This window comes from Pseudomonas sp. ADAK7 (assembly GCF_012935675.1).
Classification (GTDB): Bacteria; Pseudomonadota; Gammaproteobacteria; order Pseudomonadales; family Pseudomonadaceae; genus Aquipseudomonas.
In genome coordinates, this window is the sequence record NZ_CP052861.1 from 4628998 (window position 1) to 4646072 (window position 17075).

22 protein-coding genes are annotated in these 17075 nt (G+C 57.6%); all 22 read left to right on the top strand.

Going from position 1 to position 17075, the window contains the following annotated elements:
- The first annotated feature begins 505 nt into the window (after positions 1-505).
- The 22 genes from tssA (at position 506) to tssH (ending at position 17070) form a co-directional block, all read left to right on the top strand.
- Positions 506-2062: a type VI secretion system protein TssA gene (gene tssA / locus HKK53_RS21155; RefSeq protein ID WP_169372440.1), complete on the top strand. Its 1557-nt coding sequence runs from the start codon at positions 506-508 to the stop codon at positions 2060-2062.
- 32 nt (positions 2063-2094) lie between these two features.
- The gene (gene tssB / locus HKK53_RS21160; RefSeq protein ID WP_169372441.1) at positions 2095-2598 is read left to right on the top strand and encodes a type VI secretion system contractile sheath small subunit; all 504 of its coding nucleotides are present in this window, start codon (positions 2095-2097) and stop codon (positions 2596-2598) included.
- Positions 2599-2626: 28 nt separating this feature from the next.
- Positions 2627-4102, top strand: a complete 1476-nt coding sequence (gene tssC / locus HKK53_RS21165; protein ID WP_169372442.1) for a type VI secretion system contractile sheath large subunit — start codon at positions 2627-2629, stop codon at positions 4100-4102.
- Positions 4103-4115: 13 nt separating this feature from the next.
- Positions 4116-4523: a type VI secretion system baseplate subunit TssE gene (tssE, locus tag HKK53_RS21170; protein ID WP_133835348.1), complete on the top strand. Its 408-nt coding sequence runs from the start codon at positions 4116-4118 to the stop codon at positions 4521-4523.
- Positions 4524-4533: 10 nt separating this feature from the next.
- Entirely contained in the window at positions 4534-5058 is a 525-nt protein-coding gene (locus tag HKK53_RS21175; RefSeq protein ID WP_169372443.1) for a PAAR domain-containing protein, read from the top strand.
- Between the two features lie 10 nt (positions 5059-5068).
- Positions 5069-6052: a DUF6402 family protein gene (locus tag HKK53_RS21180; protein ID WP_169372444.1), complete on the top strand. Its 984-nt coding sequence runs from the start codon at positions 5069-5071 to the stop codon at positions 6050-6052.
- Entirely contained in the window at positions 6049-6432 is a 384-nt protein-coding gene (locus HKK53_RS21185; protein ID WP_169372445.1) for a hypothetical protein, read from the top strand. The genes HKK53_RS21180 and HKK53_RS21185 overlap by 4 nt, the downstream gene beginning before the upstream one ends.
- Before the next feature lie 58 nt (positions 6433-6490).
- Complete coding sequence (locus HKK53_RS21190) at positions 6491-7000, top strand: hypothetical protein (protein WP_169372446.1); 510 nt, start codon at positions 6491-6493, stop codon at positions 6998-7000.
- Positions 6997-7797 carry a hypothetical protein gene (locus HKK53_RS21195; RefSeq protein ID WP_169372447.1) on the top strand — a complete coding sequence of 267 codons (801 nt, stop codon included), beginning with the start codon at positions 6997-6999 and terminating at the stop codon, positions 7795-7797. The genes HKK53_RS21190 and HKK53_RS21195 overlap by 4 nt, the downstream gene beginning before the upstream one ends.
- On the top strand, positions 7790-8188 hold the full coding sequence (locus tag HKK53_RS21200) for a hypothetical protein (protein ID WP_169372448.1): 399 nt from the start codon (positions 7790-7792) through the stop codon (positions 8186-8188). Before HKK53_RS21195 ends, HKK53_RS21200 begins: the two co-directional genes overlap by 8 nt.
- The gene (locus tag HKK53_RS21205) at positions 8185-8562 is read left to right on the top strand and encodes a hypothetical protein (protein ID WP_169372449.1); all 378 of its coding nucleotides are present in this window, start codon (positions 8185-8187) and stop codon (positions 8560-8562) included. Before HKK53_RS21200 ends, HKK53_RS21205 begins: the two co-directional genes overlap by 4 nt.
- 118 nt (positions 8563-8680) lie before the next feature.
- The gene (locus HKK53_RS21210; RefSeq protein ID WP_237150806.1) at positions 8681-9037 is read left to right on the top strand and encodes a hypothetical protein; all 357 of its coding nucleotides are present in this window, start codon (positions 8681-8683) and stop codon (positions 9035-9037) included.
- Positions 9034-9429, top strand: coding sequence for a hypothetical protein (locus HKK53_RS21215; RefSeq protein WP_169372450.1), 396 nt, complete (start codon positions 9034-9036; stop codon positions 9427-9429). The genes HKK53_RS21210 and HKK53_RS21215 overlap by 4 nt, the downstream gene beginning before the upstream one ends.
- A 62-nt stretch (positions 9430-9491) precedes the next feature.
- On the top strand, positions 9492-9782 hold the full coding sequence (locus HKK53_RS21220) for a hypothetical protein (protein WP_237150585.1): 291 nt from the start codon (positions 9492-9494) through the stop codon (positions 9780-9782).
- Positions 9779-10165, top strand: coding sequence for a hypothetical protein (locus HKK53_RS21225; protein WP_169372451.1), 387 nt, complete (start codon positions 9779-9781; stop codon positions 10163-10165). Before HKK53_RS21220 ends, HKK53_RS21225 begins: the two co-directional genes overlap by 4 nt.
- Positions 10162-10557 carry a hypothetical protein gene (locus HKK53_RS21230; protein ID WP_169372452.1) on the top strand — a complete coding sequence of 132 codons (396 nt, stop codon included), beginning with the start codon at positions 10162-10164 and terminating at the stop codon, positions 10555-10557. Before HKK53_RS21225 ends, HKK53_RS21230 begins: the two co-directional genes overlap by 4 nt.
- Positions 10554-10775, top strand: coding sequence for a hypothetical protein (locus HKK53_RS21235; protein ID WP_169372453.1), 222 nt, complete (start codon positions 10554-10556; stop codon positions 10773-10775). Before HKK53_RS21230 ends, HKK53_RS21235 begins: the two co-directional genes overlap by 4 nt.
- On the top strand, positions 10772-11194 hold the full coding sequence (locus HKK53_RS21240) for a hypothetical protein (RefSeq protein ID WP_169372454.1): 423 nt from the start codon (positions 10772-10774) through the stop codon (positions 11192-11194). The genes HKK53_RS21235 and HKK53_RS21240 overlap by 4 nt, the downstream gene beginning before the upstream one ends.
- Positions 11191-11619 (top strand): hypothetical protein, encoded by a 429-nt coding sequence (locus HKK53_RS21245; RefSeq protein WP_237150587.1) that lies wholly within the window; start codon positions 11191-11193, stop codon positions 11617-11619. Before HKK53_RS21240 ends, HKK53_RS21245 begins: the two co-directional genes overlap by 4 nt.
- A 24-nt stretch (positions 11620-11643) precedes the next feature.
- Complete coding sequence (tssF, locus tag HKK53_RS21250; protein ID WP_169372455.1) at positions 11644-13431, top strand: type VI secretion system baseplate subunit TssF; 1788 nt, start codon at positions 11644-11646, stop codon at positions 13429-13431.
- Positions 13395-14402 (top strand): type VI secretion system baseplate subunit TssG, encoded by a 1008-nt coding sequence (gene tssG, locus HKK53_RS21255; protein WP_169372456.1) that lies wholly within the window; start codon positions 13395-13397, stop codon positions 14400-14402. The genes tssF and tssG overlap by 37 nt, the downstream gene beginning before the upstream one ends.
- 13 nt (positions 14403-14415) lie before the next feature.
- Positions 14416-17070 carry a type VI secretion system ATPase TssH gene (gene tssH, locus HKK53_RS21260; RefSeq protein ID WP_169405737.1) on the top strand — a complete coding sequence of 885 codons (2655 nt, stop codon included), beginning with the start codon at positions 14416-14418 and terminating at the stop codon, positions 17068-17070.
- Positions 17071-17075 lie beyond the last annotated feature (5 nt).

Here is a 17075-nt window from a genome sequence, read left to right on the forward strand (position 1 = left end):
GAGTGCAATGCCAGAGTTATCGCGACGTCGTTTCGTGAATCCCTTATATTAAAGTGCCATCATTGTGATGGCATTTTTAAGTTGTCTGTTGTCTCGCGTCACTTTGTTCATTGATGAATGCACCTTTCAGACATTTCCTACATTTATCATTTTTTATTCTTGTCATGCTTTGCACCGCCTGATGGATCGAAGCGCCAATGATTGTGGGGCGCTCAAGGAACGGCTCTGGCTCAATGGTTCCGGCGCGGGGACCTGGCAGATGAAATATTAAACGGGCATCAGGGGAGCCCCTGGTGGATATAGGGATATCTCCTACGAGAAACAGAGAACAGTTCTTCTTGTTGTTAAATCGGATGCTTGCTAGTGGCCATCATCGTGAGTACGATGCGCCGACTTGAAAGAGCACGAACTCAATTGGATGAGACTAATCGCAGCTCTTTGATACTGTCCGCCGCCGTTGAAACTCCAAATGGCGTGTGACCGTAATCCTAAATAAAGGCCATGGATGTCCTACTCAAGCAAGCTTTCCGCCCATTACCTTGAACTCGCAAAAGCCTCTGTTTCCAAAGAGAATTTCGCGGGCGAGGATGTTCGCTTTTCGAGCGAATATGAGGCCCTGGAAAGCGAGCTGGCCAAAGCCCAATCGATGCACGAAGCCGGTCAGATCGACTGGCTGAAAATCCGTGAAAACAGCGAAAATCTGCTGCGCACCCAGTCCAAGGATTTGCGGGTCGGCGCCTGGCTGACCTGGGCTTTGTACCAGCGCGAATCCTTTCAGGGGCTGCTGGCGGGCCTCGGTTTGCTGCACCATTTGACGGAAAATCATTGGGCCGAAGTTCACCCGAACAAGGCGCGTACCCGCTCCGCGGCCATCAGTTGGTTGGTGCCGCGTCTTGAGCAGGTGCTGACCGAAAACGTCGCGATCAAAGAGCAACTGCCGATGTTCCGCCGGATGGTGGAGCATCTGGAAGGTCTCGATGCCGCCTGCACCGAGCACCTGGGCGACGACGCGCCGCTGCTGCTGCCGATCTCCCGCCGTCTGAAAAACATGGTGCAGCGCGCCGCCGATAACCAGCCGGAACCCGGTGTGGTGGGTGCCGCCGTCGCCCAGGTCAAGCAGGCAGCGACCCAGCTGTTCACCCCCGGCGCCCCGATCGATAACGAAAAAGAAGCGCACAAAGCCCTGCGCGCCCAGCAGGAAAACGCTCGTCCGTTGTGCGCCTGGTGGCTCAAGCAGAAAGCCACCGACCTGCGCGCCCTGCGCCTCAATCGCACGCTGCTGTGGTTGCCGATCGACGCGGTGCCCGAGCGCAACGCCGAACAGATCACCATGCTGCGCGGGTTGCCGGCGGACAAACTCAAGGCCTATCAGGACCGTTTCGACCAGGCGAAATACGCCGACCTGCTGGTGGAACTGGAGGCGAGCCTGGCGAAGGCGCCGTTCTGGTTCGATGGCCAACGAATGGTCTGGGAATGCCTCCAGGGCCTGAACGCAGAGATGGCCATGCGCGAAGTGGAAATCCACTTCGCGCTTTTGATTCAGCGCCTGCCCGGGATCATCGAATTGCGTTTCCATGACGGCGCGCCGTTTGCCGACCCGGCCACCCGCGCCTGGGTCAGCGCCCACGTCATGCCGCACCTGCAAAGCGCCAGTGCGCCGCGCAAGGTCGAAGTCACCGACAGCCAGCCAGCGTGGGAAGTGGCGCTGGAAGAAGTGCTGCCGATTCTGCGCAAGGACGGCCTCAAGTCCGCCGTGCAAGTCCTCAAGCAGGGCTTGCAAGCCGCTCAGGGCGGGCGCGTGCGGTTCTTCTGGCAGTTCGCCCTGGCGCGGCTGTGCTTCATGGCCAAGAAGTACGAACTGGCCAAGACCCAACTCGAAACCCTCGACCAAACATTACAGGACTCAGGCCTGAACGCCTGGGAGCCCGATCTTGCGCTGGAAGTGCTGCATTTGCTGCATAGCTGCTGTGAGTTGTTACCGCAGAACCATGCAGTGCGTGAACGCAAGGAAGAGATTTATCGCAGGCTGTGCCACCTCGATCTCGAAGTGGTACTCGAATAGGCCCCAGGGCCACAACCGCAAGGAGAATAGCCATGGCCAAAGAAGGCTCGGTAGCCCCCAAGGAACGCATCAACGTCACCTTCAAACCTGCCACCGGTGGTGCACAGGAAGAGATCGAACTGCCGTTGAAACTACTGGCAATCGGTGACTACACCCACCGCAAGGACGAACGCAAAGTCGAAGATCGCAAGCCGATCAGCATCGACAAAATGACCTTCGACGAAGTGCTGGCCAAGCAAGAGCTTGAGCTGACACTGAGCGTGCCGAACCGTCTTCAGGAAGAAAGCGACACTGAAGAACTGGCCGTGAAACTGCGCGTCAACTCGATGAAGGACTTCAACCCGGCTTCGCTGGTCGAGCAAGTGCCTGAGCTGAAAAAACTGATGGAACTGCGCGATGCGCTGGTGGCCCTCAAAGGCCCGCTGGGTAACGCGCCTGCGTTCCGCAAAGCCATCGAAGGCGTTCTCGCCGACGATGAATCCCGCGGTCGCGTATTGGGTGAGCTGGGCTTGAACGCCGCCGCCCAGGACGCCTGAGTCTCTATCAGCCAAGGAAGCCAACACAATGAGCACTAGCGCAGCACAGCAAAAGAGCAAAGAGAGCGGCGAATACAGCATTCTCGACAGCATCATCGCCGAAACCCGCCTGACGCCGGACGACGAAGCCTACGACATCGCCAAGCGCGGTGTGTCGGCGTTCATCGAAGAGCTGCTCAAGCCGCAGAACAACGGTGAGCCGGTCAAGAAGGCCATGGTCGACCGCATGATCGCCGAGATCGATGCCAAGCTCAGCCGTCAGATGGACGAAATCCTGCACCACTCGGACTTCCAGTCCCTGGAATCGTCGTGGCGTGGTCTGCAGTTGCTGGTCGATCGCACCAACTTCCGCGAAAACATCAAGATCGAAATCCTCAACGTCTCCAAAGAAGACCTGCTGGATGATTTCGAAGATTCGCCGGAAGTGATGCAGTCGGGCCTGTACAAGCACATCTACACCGCTGAATACGGTCAGTTCGGTGGTCAGCCGGTAGGCGCGATCATCGCTAACTACTACATGTCCCCAAGCTCGCCGGACGTGAAGTTGATGCAGTACGTGTCCAGCGTTGCCTGCATGTCCCACGCGCCGTTTATCGCGGCGGCCGGCCCGAAATTCTTCGGCCTGGAAAGCTTCACCGGCCTGCCGGACCTGAAGGATCTGAAAGATCACTTCGAAGGCCCGCAATTCGCTAAATGGCAGAGCTTCCGCGAGTCGGAAGACTCCCGTTACGTTGGCCTGACCGTGCCGCGTTTCCTGCTGCGTAACCCGTACGACCCGGAAGAAAACCCGGTCAAATCGTTCGTGTACAAAGAAACCGTCGCCAACAGCCACGAGCACTACCTGTGGGGCAACACTGCCTACGCGTTCGGCACCAAGCTGACCGACAGTTTCGCCAAGTTCCGCTGGTGCCCGAACATCATCGGCCCACAGAGCGGTGGCGCGGTTGAAGACCTGCCGTTGCACCACTTCGAAAGCATGGGCGAAATCGAAACCAAGATTCCTACGGAAGTATTGGTTAGCGACCGTCGTGAATACGAACTGGCCGAGGAAGGCTTCATCTCCCTGACCATGCGCAAAGGCTCCGACAACGCGGCGTTCTTCTCCGCAAGCTCGGTGCAGAAGCCGAAGTTCTTCGGCATCAGCGCAGAAGGCAAGGCCGCAGAGCTGAACTACAAGCTCGGCACCCAACTGCCGTACATGATGATCGTCAACCGCCTGGCTCACTACTTGAAAGTGCTGCAGCGCGAGCAACTCGGTTCGTGGAAAGAACGTACCGACCTCGAGCTGGAACTCAACAAGTGGATCCGCCAGTACGTGGCCGACCAGGAAAACCCAAGCGCCGAAGTCCGTGGCCGTCGTCCACTGCGCGCTGCCCAGATCATCGTCAGCGATGTCGAAGGCGAGCCTGGCTGGTACCGCGTCAGCCTGAATGTGCGTCCGCACTTCAAGTACATGGGTGCCGATTTCACCCTGTCGCTGGTTGGCAAGCTGGACAAAGAGTAAGCGGAGCTAACTCATGACTGGATACGGCAGCCTTTTCGAACGCCTGGGTGGCGACGCGGACAAACGCGTCGGCTGGAGCCGCGAGGTCTCCGCCATGGCGTCCGTGGCTGCCCATCTGGCCAAGATGCTCAGCACCCGTGCGGGCAGCGTGCAAACGCTGTCCGACTACGGGCTACCCGATCTCAATGACATGCGTCTGAGCCTGCACGACTCCCTGAGTCAGGCCCGTCTGGCCATCGAAAATTTCATCGAAGCCTACGAGCCACGCCTGAGCAATGTGCGTGTCATTTCCCTGCCGCGTGACCACGATCAGCTTCGCCTGTCCTTCAGCATCGAAGGCCTGCTGGAAGTTGATGGTTTCAAGCGCCAGGTCACCTTCGCCGCGCGCCTGGATGGCAGCGGTCAAGTCAAGGTCAGCTAAGGAGCCCCGAATGTCCGGCAAACCCGCAGCACGCCTCACCGACCCCACCGCTTGCCCGGTCTCCGGCCACGGCACCAACCCGATCGCCGCCGGTTCCGGCGACGTCTTCTTCGACGGCCTCGCGGCCGCCCGCCAAGGCGATGCCTCGGCGTGTGGTGGTGCGATGTCGGGTGGGTTGGCGACGACGGTTTTGATTAATGGGAAAGCGGCGGCCACGGTTGATTCTGTGGGGACGCATGGCAACAAAGTTACGGCGGGTTCCGGGACGGTGATTATCGGGAATTCGCATTCGGCGGTGCCGTTTGTGGCGCCGTTGCCGGTGGAGATTAATTGGCCTTTTACTCAGCACTTTGTGGCGCGTAACCCAAGAACAGGAGCGCCAGTTGCTAATCGTGCTTACACCGTGTGCACGGCATCGGGCAAAGAGATCAAAGGCGTTACTGACGCACAGGGCAAAACAGCATCGATCGCTTCCCATTTGGCTGAAAGCGTCACGCTCACTTTTGAACCACAGTCTTCGCTCGTGATTGCATAAGGGTTATCACATGACTGCACCGGCACCAACCACCGCCCAACTCACCCCCTCTTCTGACAAGACGCCAGTAGAGGTATCTGTAGACGAGTTTCAGATTACCGATATCCCCGGGGCGATGAGGAAGATGGGTTGGGTGGAGGCTGCCCGTTTGATGCAGCGCTGGTTCGATGGCGAACCTTTCGAAATGACTGTTGATGAAAAAGAAGGGAAGCTGGACGTTAAGAAAATCACTCAGGAAAAGCTTTTTGACGATCTGGACTTTGATTGGTTAACCCGTTCGTCACCGGACACGGGTAAGGAAATAAAAGAGCTGCTCGAAAAGGCGGCATATGCCAGTCAGTACAACGAGCTTATTGGTCGTGCAAGAAAATTGGATCAACTGGCACCTGGTCTTTTGCAATTTATGTCGCGTCTCAGAGATCTTGGAATTCTTGATCGGGAAAACAAGGATCTCAAAAAAGGTGAATATGATTTCAGCTCTATGAGTGCGCGAGAGTTGGAGGTGACCACGCAGTATAATTTTAGGCCGATCGGAACTGATAAGTGGGAGAGGATTACTAATCCACTGGATGATGTTTACGGTACTCTGGGTGGGTTTCTAGTTAAGTTTGCTGTTACCAAGTTTACCGTTACCTCAAAGACCAAGAGAATGCCGGCCACAGTGCATATTGAAGAGATTGGTTGTTACATACGTGATACCTATGAATTTTTAAATGACAGCAGCAAAGATCAGCCTCTTGGATATTGGAGTTTCGAAAGTGGCATAAAAGGTTTCGGTGCGTTAGGTCGGGAAACCTATGAATCTGATGGTCAGCTTTATCATAAGGTAACGAACGGGAGTTTCAATCGGTACCGTGTCGAGCATGGTAAAGGTGGCGATTTATTTGTTTATTCCACGGTCAAGAAGTTGCCAACTTCTATTTCCTTCCGTTTCATGGAAGCCGATTTTGGTGAGTTTGCAGCGCGCTCAAAGGCGCCGAAGGTAACTCCATGATCAGTTTCGCCGTAAAACGATGGCGTTTTCTCTTGATGGGAGTGTCATTGTTTTTGATGTTGCTCATCGCACTGAAAGTTCACAGTTCCCTAGTTGCAAAGCCGTTGAAAACATATGTGAGTGAGTCTGGTAAATGCTACATATCCAGATATTCGCCTGATTATGAGGTGCTGGGCGATTTAGGAGGTATTTTTGAGCTACTCAGTAGTCAGTATTTCTATCGTGTCTACTCAACGGATGGCAAGCTTTTGAAAACTTCGGAATGGTATCTGTGGATGCGGGAAGGAAATCCAGGTGTTGCTCCAGAGTTTCAAGGAGAGATGATCCTATATCCTGGCTCTGAGGGCTGGGAAAGTTGGATAATTCCAGAATGTCGCTGATATCTGTTTCTAGAAAAGGCCACTGCCCTCGTATCTCTGCAAACGAGCCCGCTGGAAAATGACCTATTCAAGCTATTTCAAGGGGGCGGTATGGATGCCCGCCGTTTTGTTGCCGCTGTTATTTCTTGCGGACACTCTATTGCCTCCTGCAACACCTTTCGGAGGGTGGAAGCAATTTTTTCACATGTTCATATTGGCTTTTGGCGTGGGCGCCTATTTCATATTTGCATTTTGGGCATCACGGGTCATCGATCGAAAAACCGAGCGTGAAGTCGTCCGGCTCGCGTGTTGGGCTCCGGTTATTTTTATTCCGTTCTATGCCGCGCCGTGGTTTTTGTACGGCGTGATTTATTTGGTTAGCGGCGACTTGGCCGGTCTTAGACTAATGGTCGAGTGGTTGGCGTATATCCCTTACTTGCTCGTTGCTGGGTATTTTTGTTCGGCTGTCACAATTGTAATTTATCTAATTATCAAAAGATTTCTTCCGCAAGATGGGGCTGTCCCTGGTATCTCTGGTAACCCGATTTCGCAGGGGCATTTGGATCAACGTGGGGCATTGAATAAATGAAAATTCGACGCCTGGTTGGGCTGATCCCACACTTGATAGTGTGCGCCCTGTACGTTCCTCTGCATAACTATGGTGTTGACCTCTACATCGATTTGTATGGTGGGCTAACGTCCAGAGGAATCGGCATTGGTATGACAAGCGAGCTGATGGTTCAATATTTCATATTGATGAATGCCATTGTCTTTCTTATACCTGTTTTTAAATTCAAGCTTGTTTTTCTTTCTTTTATGTTGGTCGTGATTCTTTTTTATTTTATGCCGCACTACCCCGTTCGCGCGATGGCCTACACGTTGTTGGGCGGTTCCCTGACGATTGCGGCGATGTGGGTTGGTCAGGTGATTGATCGTGGCCAAAAATCAAAAAAGGCGACTGTCCCCTGCATTTTGATGTTTCAGTATCTCGGCTGCACCGCGTTGCTATATTCGCTTACAGCCTGCACATCGCAGCAGCTCTACCGCGACGAAATCTATTTGCAAAACAGCTGTGCGAGCCCGCTGAAATTGAAAGCTTCGCACTTTTCGAACTGGGGGCCGGTGGTTGGCGACTATGTTGCACAGGTCGGCGCCCGGCAAATCATTGGCAGCTATATCTCGTACGACAAAGACTCAGTGGTACGCATCGACGATGACTACGAACTACTGATCAACACGACTGACGGCTCGAAGGTCATTTACGCACCTGCGCTGAGGGCGATCCTTGAAGGCACAAAACCTTCGAAGCAGGGTGATGTAAATGCCTGGACGATTAACGATACGTCGATCTGCCCGGAAGTGCCCAAGGACGAATTCGATGTTTAAGTGGACAGGTCTTCTGGCAAGCGCCATGTCATTGCCAGCGTTGTCTGCGCAGCAGGTCTATCGCAACGATGTGTATTTCCTGAACACCTGCGGTGTGCCGTTGGAGCTGTCGCTGGCGCATGACTCCAACTACGACGATCAGCCTCGCCGCTTTACGTTGGGCCCAGGCGAGCGTCGTTCCATCGCCAACTACAGGTCGGCCGGGAAGGGCGTTGTTCGGCAGATAAGTGATCGATACAGCTTGTCGATCAACACCACCGGCGCCGTGAAAACCATTGATGCGCAGATGTTGCGCGCGGCATTGGCGAGGGTTGAGAAGGTCGAGGACCGCGCAGTACGTACCTGGACGATCGAAGACCGTTCGTTTTGCCCGAGCGAGGCATCGCAGTGATCTGGGTAAAACGCTTCCTCATGGCGGTGGGATTGCTGACCTGCATCGCCGGTGTGTGGGTGGTGTCCCGAATGGATTTTTCAAAGGCTGAGCCTCGGGTGTTGAGTGAGTACCCCAATGCGAAATGGCGCGGCGGTGCTGATGGTGGGCAGTACATCGAAGTCACCCGCTCCGAACCGCCTTATTACTTCGTTCAGGTTCGCAACGACGACGGCTCGTTATGGGACGAAGGTTGGCTCAAGTTTGGCGAGAAAAACGGCGAGCCGCTCACGGCGAATGATGTGATCGCGTTCGCCGGGGAGGGCGTTATTTACCTCCAGCAATGCAAGGTGCTCAGTGCCGACCGGGCCAAAGCTGAACAGAAGCGGTGCTGATGTTTTTTTTACAGGATGAAAGGGAAGAGGGATCTTGGGTGATTGATCGTGGCGAAGCATTGCGTGGCAGCGTTTGAACATGAATAGCCAACGAGTGATCGGGTTGGTCGTCCATGGGATGGCCTGCGTGCTCTATATCGTGATGAATAACTTCGCCGTGCCGATCTATAAAACCATGGTCGGCGGGCTGACCTCCCGTGGCGTCGCCATCGGCATGGGCATGTACCTGGTTTATTACTTTTTCGTGTTCTTGAATCTTGTTTTGGTCTTCATACCGCGTCTTGCCGCTCAGTTTGGCGTGGCGATTTTCATGATGGCCTCGATCCTGGTTTACCTGCTGCCGCGCTATCCCGTACGGGCCATGGCGTATTGCGCCCTGGCAGGCGGTTTGACCCTTTGCGCCATCCTGCTTACCCGCGCCCTCAATGCAGCTTTTACCCGCTGGCGCGCAGCACAGGGAGTGGCCCGATCGTGATTCGCAACCGTCGATTGACCTCGCCTCTCGTATTGATCCCAGCCCTGATGGGGCTCTTGGTGTTGGTGGTTTTCATTGGCCTGAAGATTGTGATCGGTTTGGCCGCACAGCCCTTGTACAAAGTTTGGAGTGAGTCGGGTAATTGCTATGTCGCTGGATATTTACCCGGATACAAGAAGGCACTGGGCATTGCCGGGCGAGTGATCGAGTTGTACAGCAGCCAGTATTTTTACCGCGTGTATACAAAGGACGACGTGCTGCTCAAATCGTCCGAGTGGTATGTGTGGATGCGCGAAGGCAACGCAGGTGTGGGCCCTGAGTTTCGGGGCGAAATGGTGCTGTACCCCGGCGCGCAAGGCTGGGAAAGCTGGACGGTGCCGGCATGTCGCTGATGATGAGCCGATCCACCGGACCTCGTGCGCCCGTCAAACATCCTCTGGTCAAAGGACTCGCTGTGGCCGTCGCGGTTGTGACGGTAATCCTGGCCTGGGCGACGCCTGTGTTTTCCAACGCCTTCATGTTGCTGATGGACCGGTCGAATTTCATTCCCAGCGAGTCGTCGATCTGGACCTTTGAGCCCTACGAAATCAACCAGGGTTCGAGCAACTACTGGCTATATGGCGAAGACGCGCAGCGCTATTACTACTTCGCCTACACCCCCGACACGCCTTATCGCTCAATCGCCAAGCGCAATCAGTGCGCAGGCTTCGACAAGCGCGATGTGCGCACCTGGTGCACACCATGACGCGTTCGATGCAGGTGTGGAAATGGCTCAATCATGTGCTGAGCGCCATCGGTGTGTTGACGATCATCGCGCTGGTCACGCTGTTCATCTCGCTGCGCCCATCCAACTCTTCAACGCCCGTGCTGCCGGATCACCCCGATGCGGTATGGCGCGGGGGGCCGGATGGCGGCTTCTTCATCGAGATCACCCGGTCCAATCCGCCGGATTACTTTGTGCAGGTGCGGCATGAAAGCGGTGGTCTCAACAGCGAGGGCTGGATCCGGTTCCAGACCCCTGACGGCAAGCCGCTGACGATGGCGCGGGTCAACAGTGCTGATGGCGAGTACCTCTATGTCGACTCGTACCTGCCCATGACACCGAACAAAGGAGGGACTCGTCGATGAGCCTTCGCTCCTTCGTGGCGTCAGTGTTGGCAGCGGGATATCTGTCGTTGGTCGGCTGCACGACTCAACTGACGTACATCTACGAAATTGACCTGTTGAATACCTGCGGCGTGCCGCTGCAGATTCAATCGAAGAATGCCAGCAACTGGTTGCCGCTGATGGAGCCGCGCGTCCTTGCACCGGGCAAGCAGTACGCCGTGGCCAGTTACCTGTCTTACGACGAAGACGGCGACATACAGGTCGATTACAATTTCGCGCTGACCGTCAAAGGATCTGAACAAACGCGTCTTTTCAGTGCGGGCGACATACGCTACGCCCTGCTTGGCATCAAGCGTGAGCGCGATGGCGATCACCGTATCTGGACACTCAAGGATGGAGTCTTTTGCCCATGATCAACGTCTCGGATGAGATGCGTGGTTACCTGATGTACGTGGCCGACAGTAATCTGTTCGGCGGCCTCGCGATACTGAGCCTGTTGTTGGTGGTCACGGCGATCAGCCGACGGCTGCGCCAGTCGCGGCTGCATCGTGCGCTGTCGTTCATGATCCTGGTTTCCCTGGTCGCGATCGAAGTCGCCGGCACCTGTTACTCCTCGGTGAGCCCGGCATGAACACCCCGAGCCGAATTCTAATCAGCGTATTGATCCACAGCCTTGGCTGTCTGGCTTACGCGATCCTGAATGACGCGGTCGTGCATGCCTATAAAGCATTCAACGGTGGGTTCACCACCCGGGGCGTCGCGATTGGCGGGGCCAGCCACGCACTCTTTTATATCTTTGTGACCGTCAATTTGATCGTCGCGTTGATTCCGAACCTGTTGGCCAAGCTGCTGTTACTGAGCGTGATGGTGGGTTTCATCCTGCTCTGGATGATGCCCGAGAATCCGCTGCGGGCGTTGTTCTACGGCGTGGCCCAGGGTTCTGTCACGTTCATGGCGATTCTGACGACGCAAGTCATCGAATTGCGTTGGGCCCAGAGGTTGTGGAATCGCCGCACCGGACAAACCCCGAGCGCAGGTGTTCGCCAGTGATCAGTCTGAACCGACGCCTGTTCCTGGGCGCCGCCCTCTGGGTGCCGATCATCGCGTTCGAGGTTCTGATTTATCTCGAATCGACGGTGTGGAACCCGACGGCATTCAACTGGGAGCAGTTCCTGACGATCCACGTCCTCTGGTTCGGGTCCCTGGCCTATATCGTTTTTGCCGCGTGGGCAACGCGAAAGCTGAGCAGGACAACCGAACAACAGATCGTGAAGAAAATCTGGCTCGCGCCGCTGATGTTCATCCCTTTTTACGCGGCGCCATGGGTGATCAGCGGGCTGGGTTTTTTGCTTTTTGGGCACCTCGCCGGGCTTGGAATGATGGTGATGTGGGTGGCGTTTTTGCCCTACCTGCTGGTCGTCGGCTATGTCATTTCCGGGCTGACGGTTGCGCTCTACAGGACGTTTTATTCATGAGATTTCATACCAGGCAGGTAACCCGTGTCCTTTAACCACTACTACCAAAGCGAGCTCACCGCACTTCGCCAGTTGGGTCGTCGATTCGCCGAGCGTAGCCCGGCGTTGGCGCCTTTCCTGGGCCAGGCCGGACGGGATCCGGACGTGGAGCGGTTGCTTGAGGGCTTCGCTTTCCTGACCGGGCGCCTACGCCAGAAACTCGATGACGAGCTACCGGAACTCAGCCATTCGCTGATGCACCTGCTGTGGCCCAACTACATGCGGCCGCTGCCGGCGTTCAGCATTTTGCAGTTCGACCCGTTGAAGCGTTCCGGGCCGGCGTTGATGGTCGAGCGCGATACGCCGGTGGAAAGCGTACCGATCGATGATGTGCGCTGCCGCTTCCGTACCTGCTACCCGACCGAAGTCCTGCCGCTGGACCTCGCCGCACTGAATTACTCGGTGAAGGGCGACGGTTCGCTGCTGAGCCTGCGTCTGGAGATGAGCGCCGACGGTCACCTCGGTGAGCTGGAACTGAGCCGCTTGCGCCTGCACTTTGCCGGCGAGCGCTACATCAGCCAGATGCTCTATTTGAGCCTGCTGCGCAACCTCGAAGGCATCGAGCTGATCCCGCTCGACGGCGCCGGCAAACCCATCAATGGCGTCAACGGCACGCCGATGGCGTTCAAGATGCCCGGCGACCGCGTGCAACCGGTGGGTTTTGCCGAAGAAGAAGCGTTGATCCCATATCCGCTGAACACCTTCCGCGGCTACCGCTACTTGCAGGAATACTTCGCCTTCCAGGACAAATTCCTGTTCGTCGATATCAACGGTTTGGACCTGCTCAAGGCGCTGCCTGAAGACACCCTCAAGCAAGTGCGCGGCCTCGAATTGCGCTTCGACATTCGCAAGAGTGGCATTCAGCGCCTGCGTCCGACTCTGGACAATGTGAAGTTGTACTGCACGCCCATCGTCAACTTGTTCAAACATGATGCGTTGCCGATCCGCCTCGATGGCAAGCAAGACGAATACTTGCTGCTGCCGGCCGAGTTCGATCTGGAAAGCTGCGGTGTGTTCTCCGTCGAAACAGTGACGGGCTGGAAGCCGGGCGGCCTCGGGTATCAGGAATACGTGCCGTTCGAATCCTTCGAGCACGACCCGAGTTTCGACGTGCCCAACAGCCGTCCGCACTACAGCATCCGCCAGCGTTCGTCCTCGTTGCACGACGGCCTCGACACCTACCTGAGCTTCGGCATCCGCCACACCGAAGCCCACGAAACCCTGTCGATCGAGTTGATGTGCACCAACCAGAACCTGCCGCGCAAGCTCAAGCTCGGCGACATCAGCCAGGCCTGCGAAGAGACGCCGGAGTTCCTGAGTTTCCGCAACATCACCCCGGCCACGCCGAGTTACGCGCCGCCGCTGAACCGTGACTTCCTCTGGAAGCTGATCAGCAACATGTCGCTTAACTACCTGTCGCTGGCCGACGTCAACGCGTTGAAGGTAATTCTCGAAACCTACGACCTGCCGCGTTACTACGACCAACACGCAGAAAAAGTCAGCAAACGCCTGCTGGGCGGGCTCAAGTCGATCAAGCACCAGCACGTCGACAGATTGCACCGAGGGTTGCCGGTTCGCGGATTGCGCACCGAGCTGACCATCGACCCGGAAGGGTATATCGGCGAGGGCGACCTGTTCGTTTTCGCTTCGGTTCTTAACGAGTTTTTCGCGCTTTACGCCAGTCTCAATTCGTACCACGAGCTGCGCGTAAAAAGCACACAGGGAGAGGTGTACCAATGGACACCACGTATGGGCCTTCAGCCCCTGCTTTAAGCGGGCTGACCCGAGGAATACGCGAGTACTCGCTGTTTCAGGCCGTGCTGCTGGTGGTTGACCGGCTGCGCGAGGCCCACCCGCACCTGAGCCAGGACGACTTGTACGACCAGCTGGAATTCCAGGCCAACCCGAGCCTGGGTTTCCCTGGCAGTGACGTTGATCGCGTGGAGTTTTTCACCGAGCACGGGCACCTGCGCGCGCGCATGCGTTTCAACCTGATCGGCCTGGTCGGTTCCGGTTCGCCGCTGCCGGCGTTCTACGGCGAACAAGCCTTGGGCGACAGCGAAGACGGCAACCCGACGCGCAACTTCCTCGACCTGTTCCACCATCGCCTGCAACGGCTGATGCTGCCGATCTGGCGCAAGTACCGCTACCGCGCCAGCTTCGAGAGCGGCGCCCTCGACCCGTTCTCCGCGCAGCTGTTTGCGTTGATCGGTCTGGGCGGCGAAGAGATCCGCAAGGCCAAGGAACTGAACTGGAAACGCCTGCTGCCGTACCTCGGGTTGCTCAGTTTGCGCGCGCACTCGGCGGCGTTGATCGAAGCGGTGTTGCGGTACTACTTCAAGCACGCCGAACTGACCATCGAGCAGTGCATCGAGCGTCGCGTGGAAATCCTCGACGAGCAGCGCAATCGTTTGGGCCGCGCCAACAGCATGCTCGCCGAAGACCTGGTACTCGGCGAGCACGTGCGCGACCGCAGCGGCAAATTCCGCATTCACATCCGGGAGCTCGACTGGCTGCGTTTTCACGAATTCCTGCCGATCGGTTTCGGCTACCAGCCGCTGTGTGCGCTGGTGCGGTTCACCCTGCGTGACCCGCTTGATTACGACATTCGCCTGGTGCTGCGCCAGGAAGAAATCCGCGAACTGCGAATCGGTGAGCAGAACGCCTGTCGCCTGGGGTGGACCAGTTGGCTCGGCCGCGAAAAAGCGGACGGCGTGGTGACCCTCGGCAGCAAAATTCATTAAGGACAGATGACCCATGAGCAACGTAGACCTGCAACAACTGATTCAGGCGCTGGACGCCGAAACCCGTCGTGACCTGGAAAGCTCGGCCGAGCGTTGCGTCGCCCGTGGCGGCAGCAAGATCCTCGTCGAAGACCTGCTGCTGGGCTTGCTGGAGCGTCCACAAGGGCTGCTCGCACGTGCGCTGCAAGATGCCGAAGTGGATGCCGGCGAACTGAGCGCCGCCCTGCAATCGCGGGTCGAGCACAGCGCCTCGCGCAACCCGGTGTTCGCCCCGGAACTGGTGCAATGGCTGCAAGACGCCTTGCTGGTGGCCAACCTTGAACTGGGCCAGACCCAGGTCGAGCAAGCGGCGTTGATCCTCGCGTTGTTGCGCAACCCGATGCGCTATGCCGGCAGCCGCTACCAGGCATTGCTGGCCAAGCTGAACATCGAGCGCCTGAAAGAATTTGCCCTGTCGCAAAAAGAACAACCGGCCAGCGGCAAAACGTCCGTGCCGGGCGAATCGCTGTTGCAGCGCTTCACCCACAACCTGACCCAACAGGCCCGCGACGGCAAACTCGACCCGGTGCTGTGCCGCGATGGCGCGATCCGCCAGATGATCGACATCCTCGCCCGTCGCCGCAAAAACAACCCGATCGTGGTCGGTGAAGCCGGCGTCGGTAAAACCGCGATCGTCGAAGGCCTTGCCTCGCGCATTGCGGCCGGTGAAGTGCCGCAAGTGTTGAAAGGCGTTGAGCTGCTGTCCCTGGACATGGGCCTGTTGCAGGCCGGTGCCAGCGTCAAAGGTGAATTCGAACGTCGCCTCAAAGGCGTGATCGACGAAGTCAAAGCCTCGCCAAAACCGATCATCATCTTCATCGACGAAGCCCACACCCTGATCGGCGCGGGCGGCAATGCCGGCGGTTCGGACGCGGCCAACCTGCTCAAGCCAGCCCTGGCCCGTGGCGAGTTGCGCACCATCGCCGCCACCACGTGGGCGGAGTACAAGAAGTACTTCGAGAAAGACCCGGCCCTGGCCCGTCGTTTCCAACCGGTGCAACTGCACGAACCGACCGTCAGCGAAGCAGTGACCATCCTCCGTGGTCTGGCTCAGGTCTACGAGAAGAGCCACGGCATCTACCTGCGTGATGACGCTGTTGTCGCCGCTGCCGAGTTGTCCGCCCGTTATCTGGCGGGTCGTCAGCTGCCGGACAAGGCTGTCGACGTGCTCGACACCGCCTGCGCCCGCGTCCGCATCAGCCTCGCCGCCGCCCCGGAAAGCCTGGAACGCCTGCGTGGCGAACTGGCTGAAGGTGGCCGTCAGCGCCAGGCCCTGCGCCGTGATGCCGAAGCGGGTTTGCTGATCGATCACGAAGCGCTGGAGGCACTGGAAGCGCGTCTGGAAGAAGCCGAAGACGAAAGCGTCGCGCTGGAAGCCCTGTGGACTGAACAGAAAGAACTGGCTGAGCGCCTGCTGGACTTGCGTCAGCAATTGGCCAAGGCCCGGGTCGCCGTTGCCGTCGAGCCAACCGTCACGATTGAAGAAGACGCCGAAGGTACCGTCCTCGAAACCCTCGAAGTGCCGGTGGATGAATCACAAAGCGTCGCGTCCCTGGAAGCCGCGCTCAACGAAACCCACAAAACCCTGACAGCGCTGCAAGTCAAAGAACGGCTGGTGAGTTTCGAAGTCTGCCCGCGTCTGGTGGCTGAAGTGATCAGCGCCTGGACCGGCGTGCCCTTGGCGCAACTGGCCCGCGAGCACAATGCCAAGGTTGCAAGCTTCGCCACCGACCTGCGCGTGCGCATCCGTGGTCAGGAACAAGCCGTCCACGCGCTGGATCGCTCGATGCGCGCCACTGCCGCCGGCCTGAACAAACCCGATGCTCCAGTCGGCGTGTTCCTGCTGGTCGGCCCGAGCGGCGTCGGCAAGACCGAAACCGCGCTGGCCCTCGCCGACTTGCTGTACGGCGGTGATCGTTTTATCACCACCATCAACATGTCCGAGTTCCAGGAGAAGCACACCGTCTCGCGCCTGATCGGTGCGCCGCCAGGCTACGTCGGTTACGGCGAGGGCGGCATGCTCACCGAAGCGGTGCGGCAGAAGCCGTACTCCGTCGTGCTGCTCGATGAAGTCGAGAAGGCCGACCCGGACGTGCTCAACCTGTTCTACCAAATCTTCGATAAAGGCGTGGCCAACGACGGCGAAGGGCGCGAGATCGACTTCCGCAACACGTTGATCCTGATGACCTCGAACCTGGGCAGCGACCTCATCGCCGAACTCTGCGAAAACGGTGAGCGGCCGAGTGCCGAAGTCCTCGAAGAAACCATTCGCCCGGTACTCAGCAAGCACTTCAAACCAGCATTGCTGGCGCGGATGCGCGTGATTCCTTACTTCCCGGTGGGCGGCCCGGTATTGCGCGAGCTGATCGAAATCAAACTCGGCCGTTTGGGCGAGCGCCTCAACCGTCGTCAGCTGGATTTCACCTGGTGCCAGAACCTCGTCGATCACCTGTCCGAACGCTGCACCCAAAGCGACAGCGGCGCGCGCCTGATTGATCATTTGCTCGACCTGCACGTGCTGCCGCTGGTGGCCGACCGCTTGCTCGATGCGATGGCCACCGGTGAAAGCCTCAAGCGCGTTCACGCAACGCTCGACGGCAACGCCAGCGTGATTTGCGAGTTCGCCTGAGGTGG

What these genes read in the sequence shown, in the direction of transcription:
- tssC (WP_169372442.1), top strand. Translation starts at nt 2,627, where the DNA reads ATGAGCACTAGCGCAGCACAGCAAAAGAGCAAAGAGAGCGGCGAATAC.
- HKK53_RS21180 (WP_169372444.1), top strand. Translation starts at nt 5,069, where the DNA reads ATGACTGCACCGGCACCAACCACCGCCCAACTCACCCCCTCTTCTGAC.
- HKK53_RS21200 (WP_169372448.1), top strand. Translation starts at nt 7,790, where the DNA reads ATGTTTAAGTGGACAGGTCTTCTGGCAAGCGCCATGTCATTGCCAGCG.
- tssE (WP_133835348.1), top strand. Translation starts at nt 4,116, where the DNA reads ATGACTGGATACGGCAGCCTTTTCGAACGCCTGGGTGGCGACGCGGAC.
- tssB (WP_169372441.1), top strand. Translation starts at nt 2,095, where the DNA reads ATGGCCAAAGAAGGCTCGGTAGCCCCCAAGGAACGCATCAACGTCACC.
- HKK53_RS21235 (WP_169372453.1), top strand. Translation starts at nt 10,554, where the DNA reads ATGATCAACGTCTCGGATGAGATGCGTGGTTACCTGATGTACGTGGCC.
- HKK53_RS21225 (WP_169372451.1), top strand. Translation starts at nt 9,779, where the DNA reads ATGACGCGTTCGATGCAGGTGTGGAAATGGCTCAATCATGTGCTGAGC.
- tssH (WP_169405737.1), top strand. Translation starts at nt 14,416, where the DNA reads ATGAGCAACGTAGACCTGCAACAACTGATTCAGGCGCTGGACGCCGAA.
- HKK53_RS21190 (WP_169372446.1), top strand. Translation starts at nt 6,491, where the DNA reads ATGACCTATTCAAGCTATTTCAAGGGGGCGGTATGGATGCCCGCCGTT.
- HKK53_RS21240 (WP_169372454.1), top strand. Translation starts at nt 10,772, where the DNA reads ATGAACACCCCGAGCCGAATTCTAATCAGCGTATTGATCCACAGCCTT.
- HKK53_RS21210 (WP_237150806.1), top strand. Translation starts at nt 8,681, where the DNA reads ATGGCCTGCGTGCTCTATATCGTGATGAATAACTTCGCCGTGCCGATC.
- HKK53_RS21195 (WP_169372447.1), top strand. Translation starts at nt 6,997, where the DNA reads ATGAAAATTCGACGCCTGGTTGGGCTGATCCCACACTTGATAGTGTGC.
- tssG (WP_169372456.1), top strand. Translation starts at nt 13,395, where the DNA reads ATGGACACCACGTATGGGCCTTCAGCCCCTGCTTTAAGCGGGCTGACC.
- HKK53_RS21175 (WP_169372443.1), top strand. Translation starts at nt 4,534, where the DNA reads ATGTCCGGCAAACCCGCAGCACGCCTCACCGACCCCACCGCTTGCCCG.
- HKK53_RS21230 (WP_169372452.1), top strand. Translation starts at nt 10,162, where the DNA reads ATGAGCCTTCGCTCCTTCGTGGCGTCAGTGTTGGCAGCGGGATATCTG.
- tssA (WP_169372440.1), top strand. Translation starts at nt 506, where the DNA reads ATGTCCTACTCAAGCAAGCTTTCCGCCCATTACCTTGAACTCGCAAAA.
- HKK53_RS21185 (WP_169372445.1), top strand. Translation starts at nt 6,049, where the DNA reads ATGATCAGTTTCGCCGTAAAACGATGGCGTTTTCTCTTGATGGGAGTG.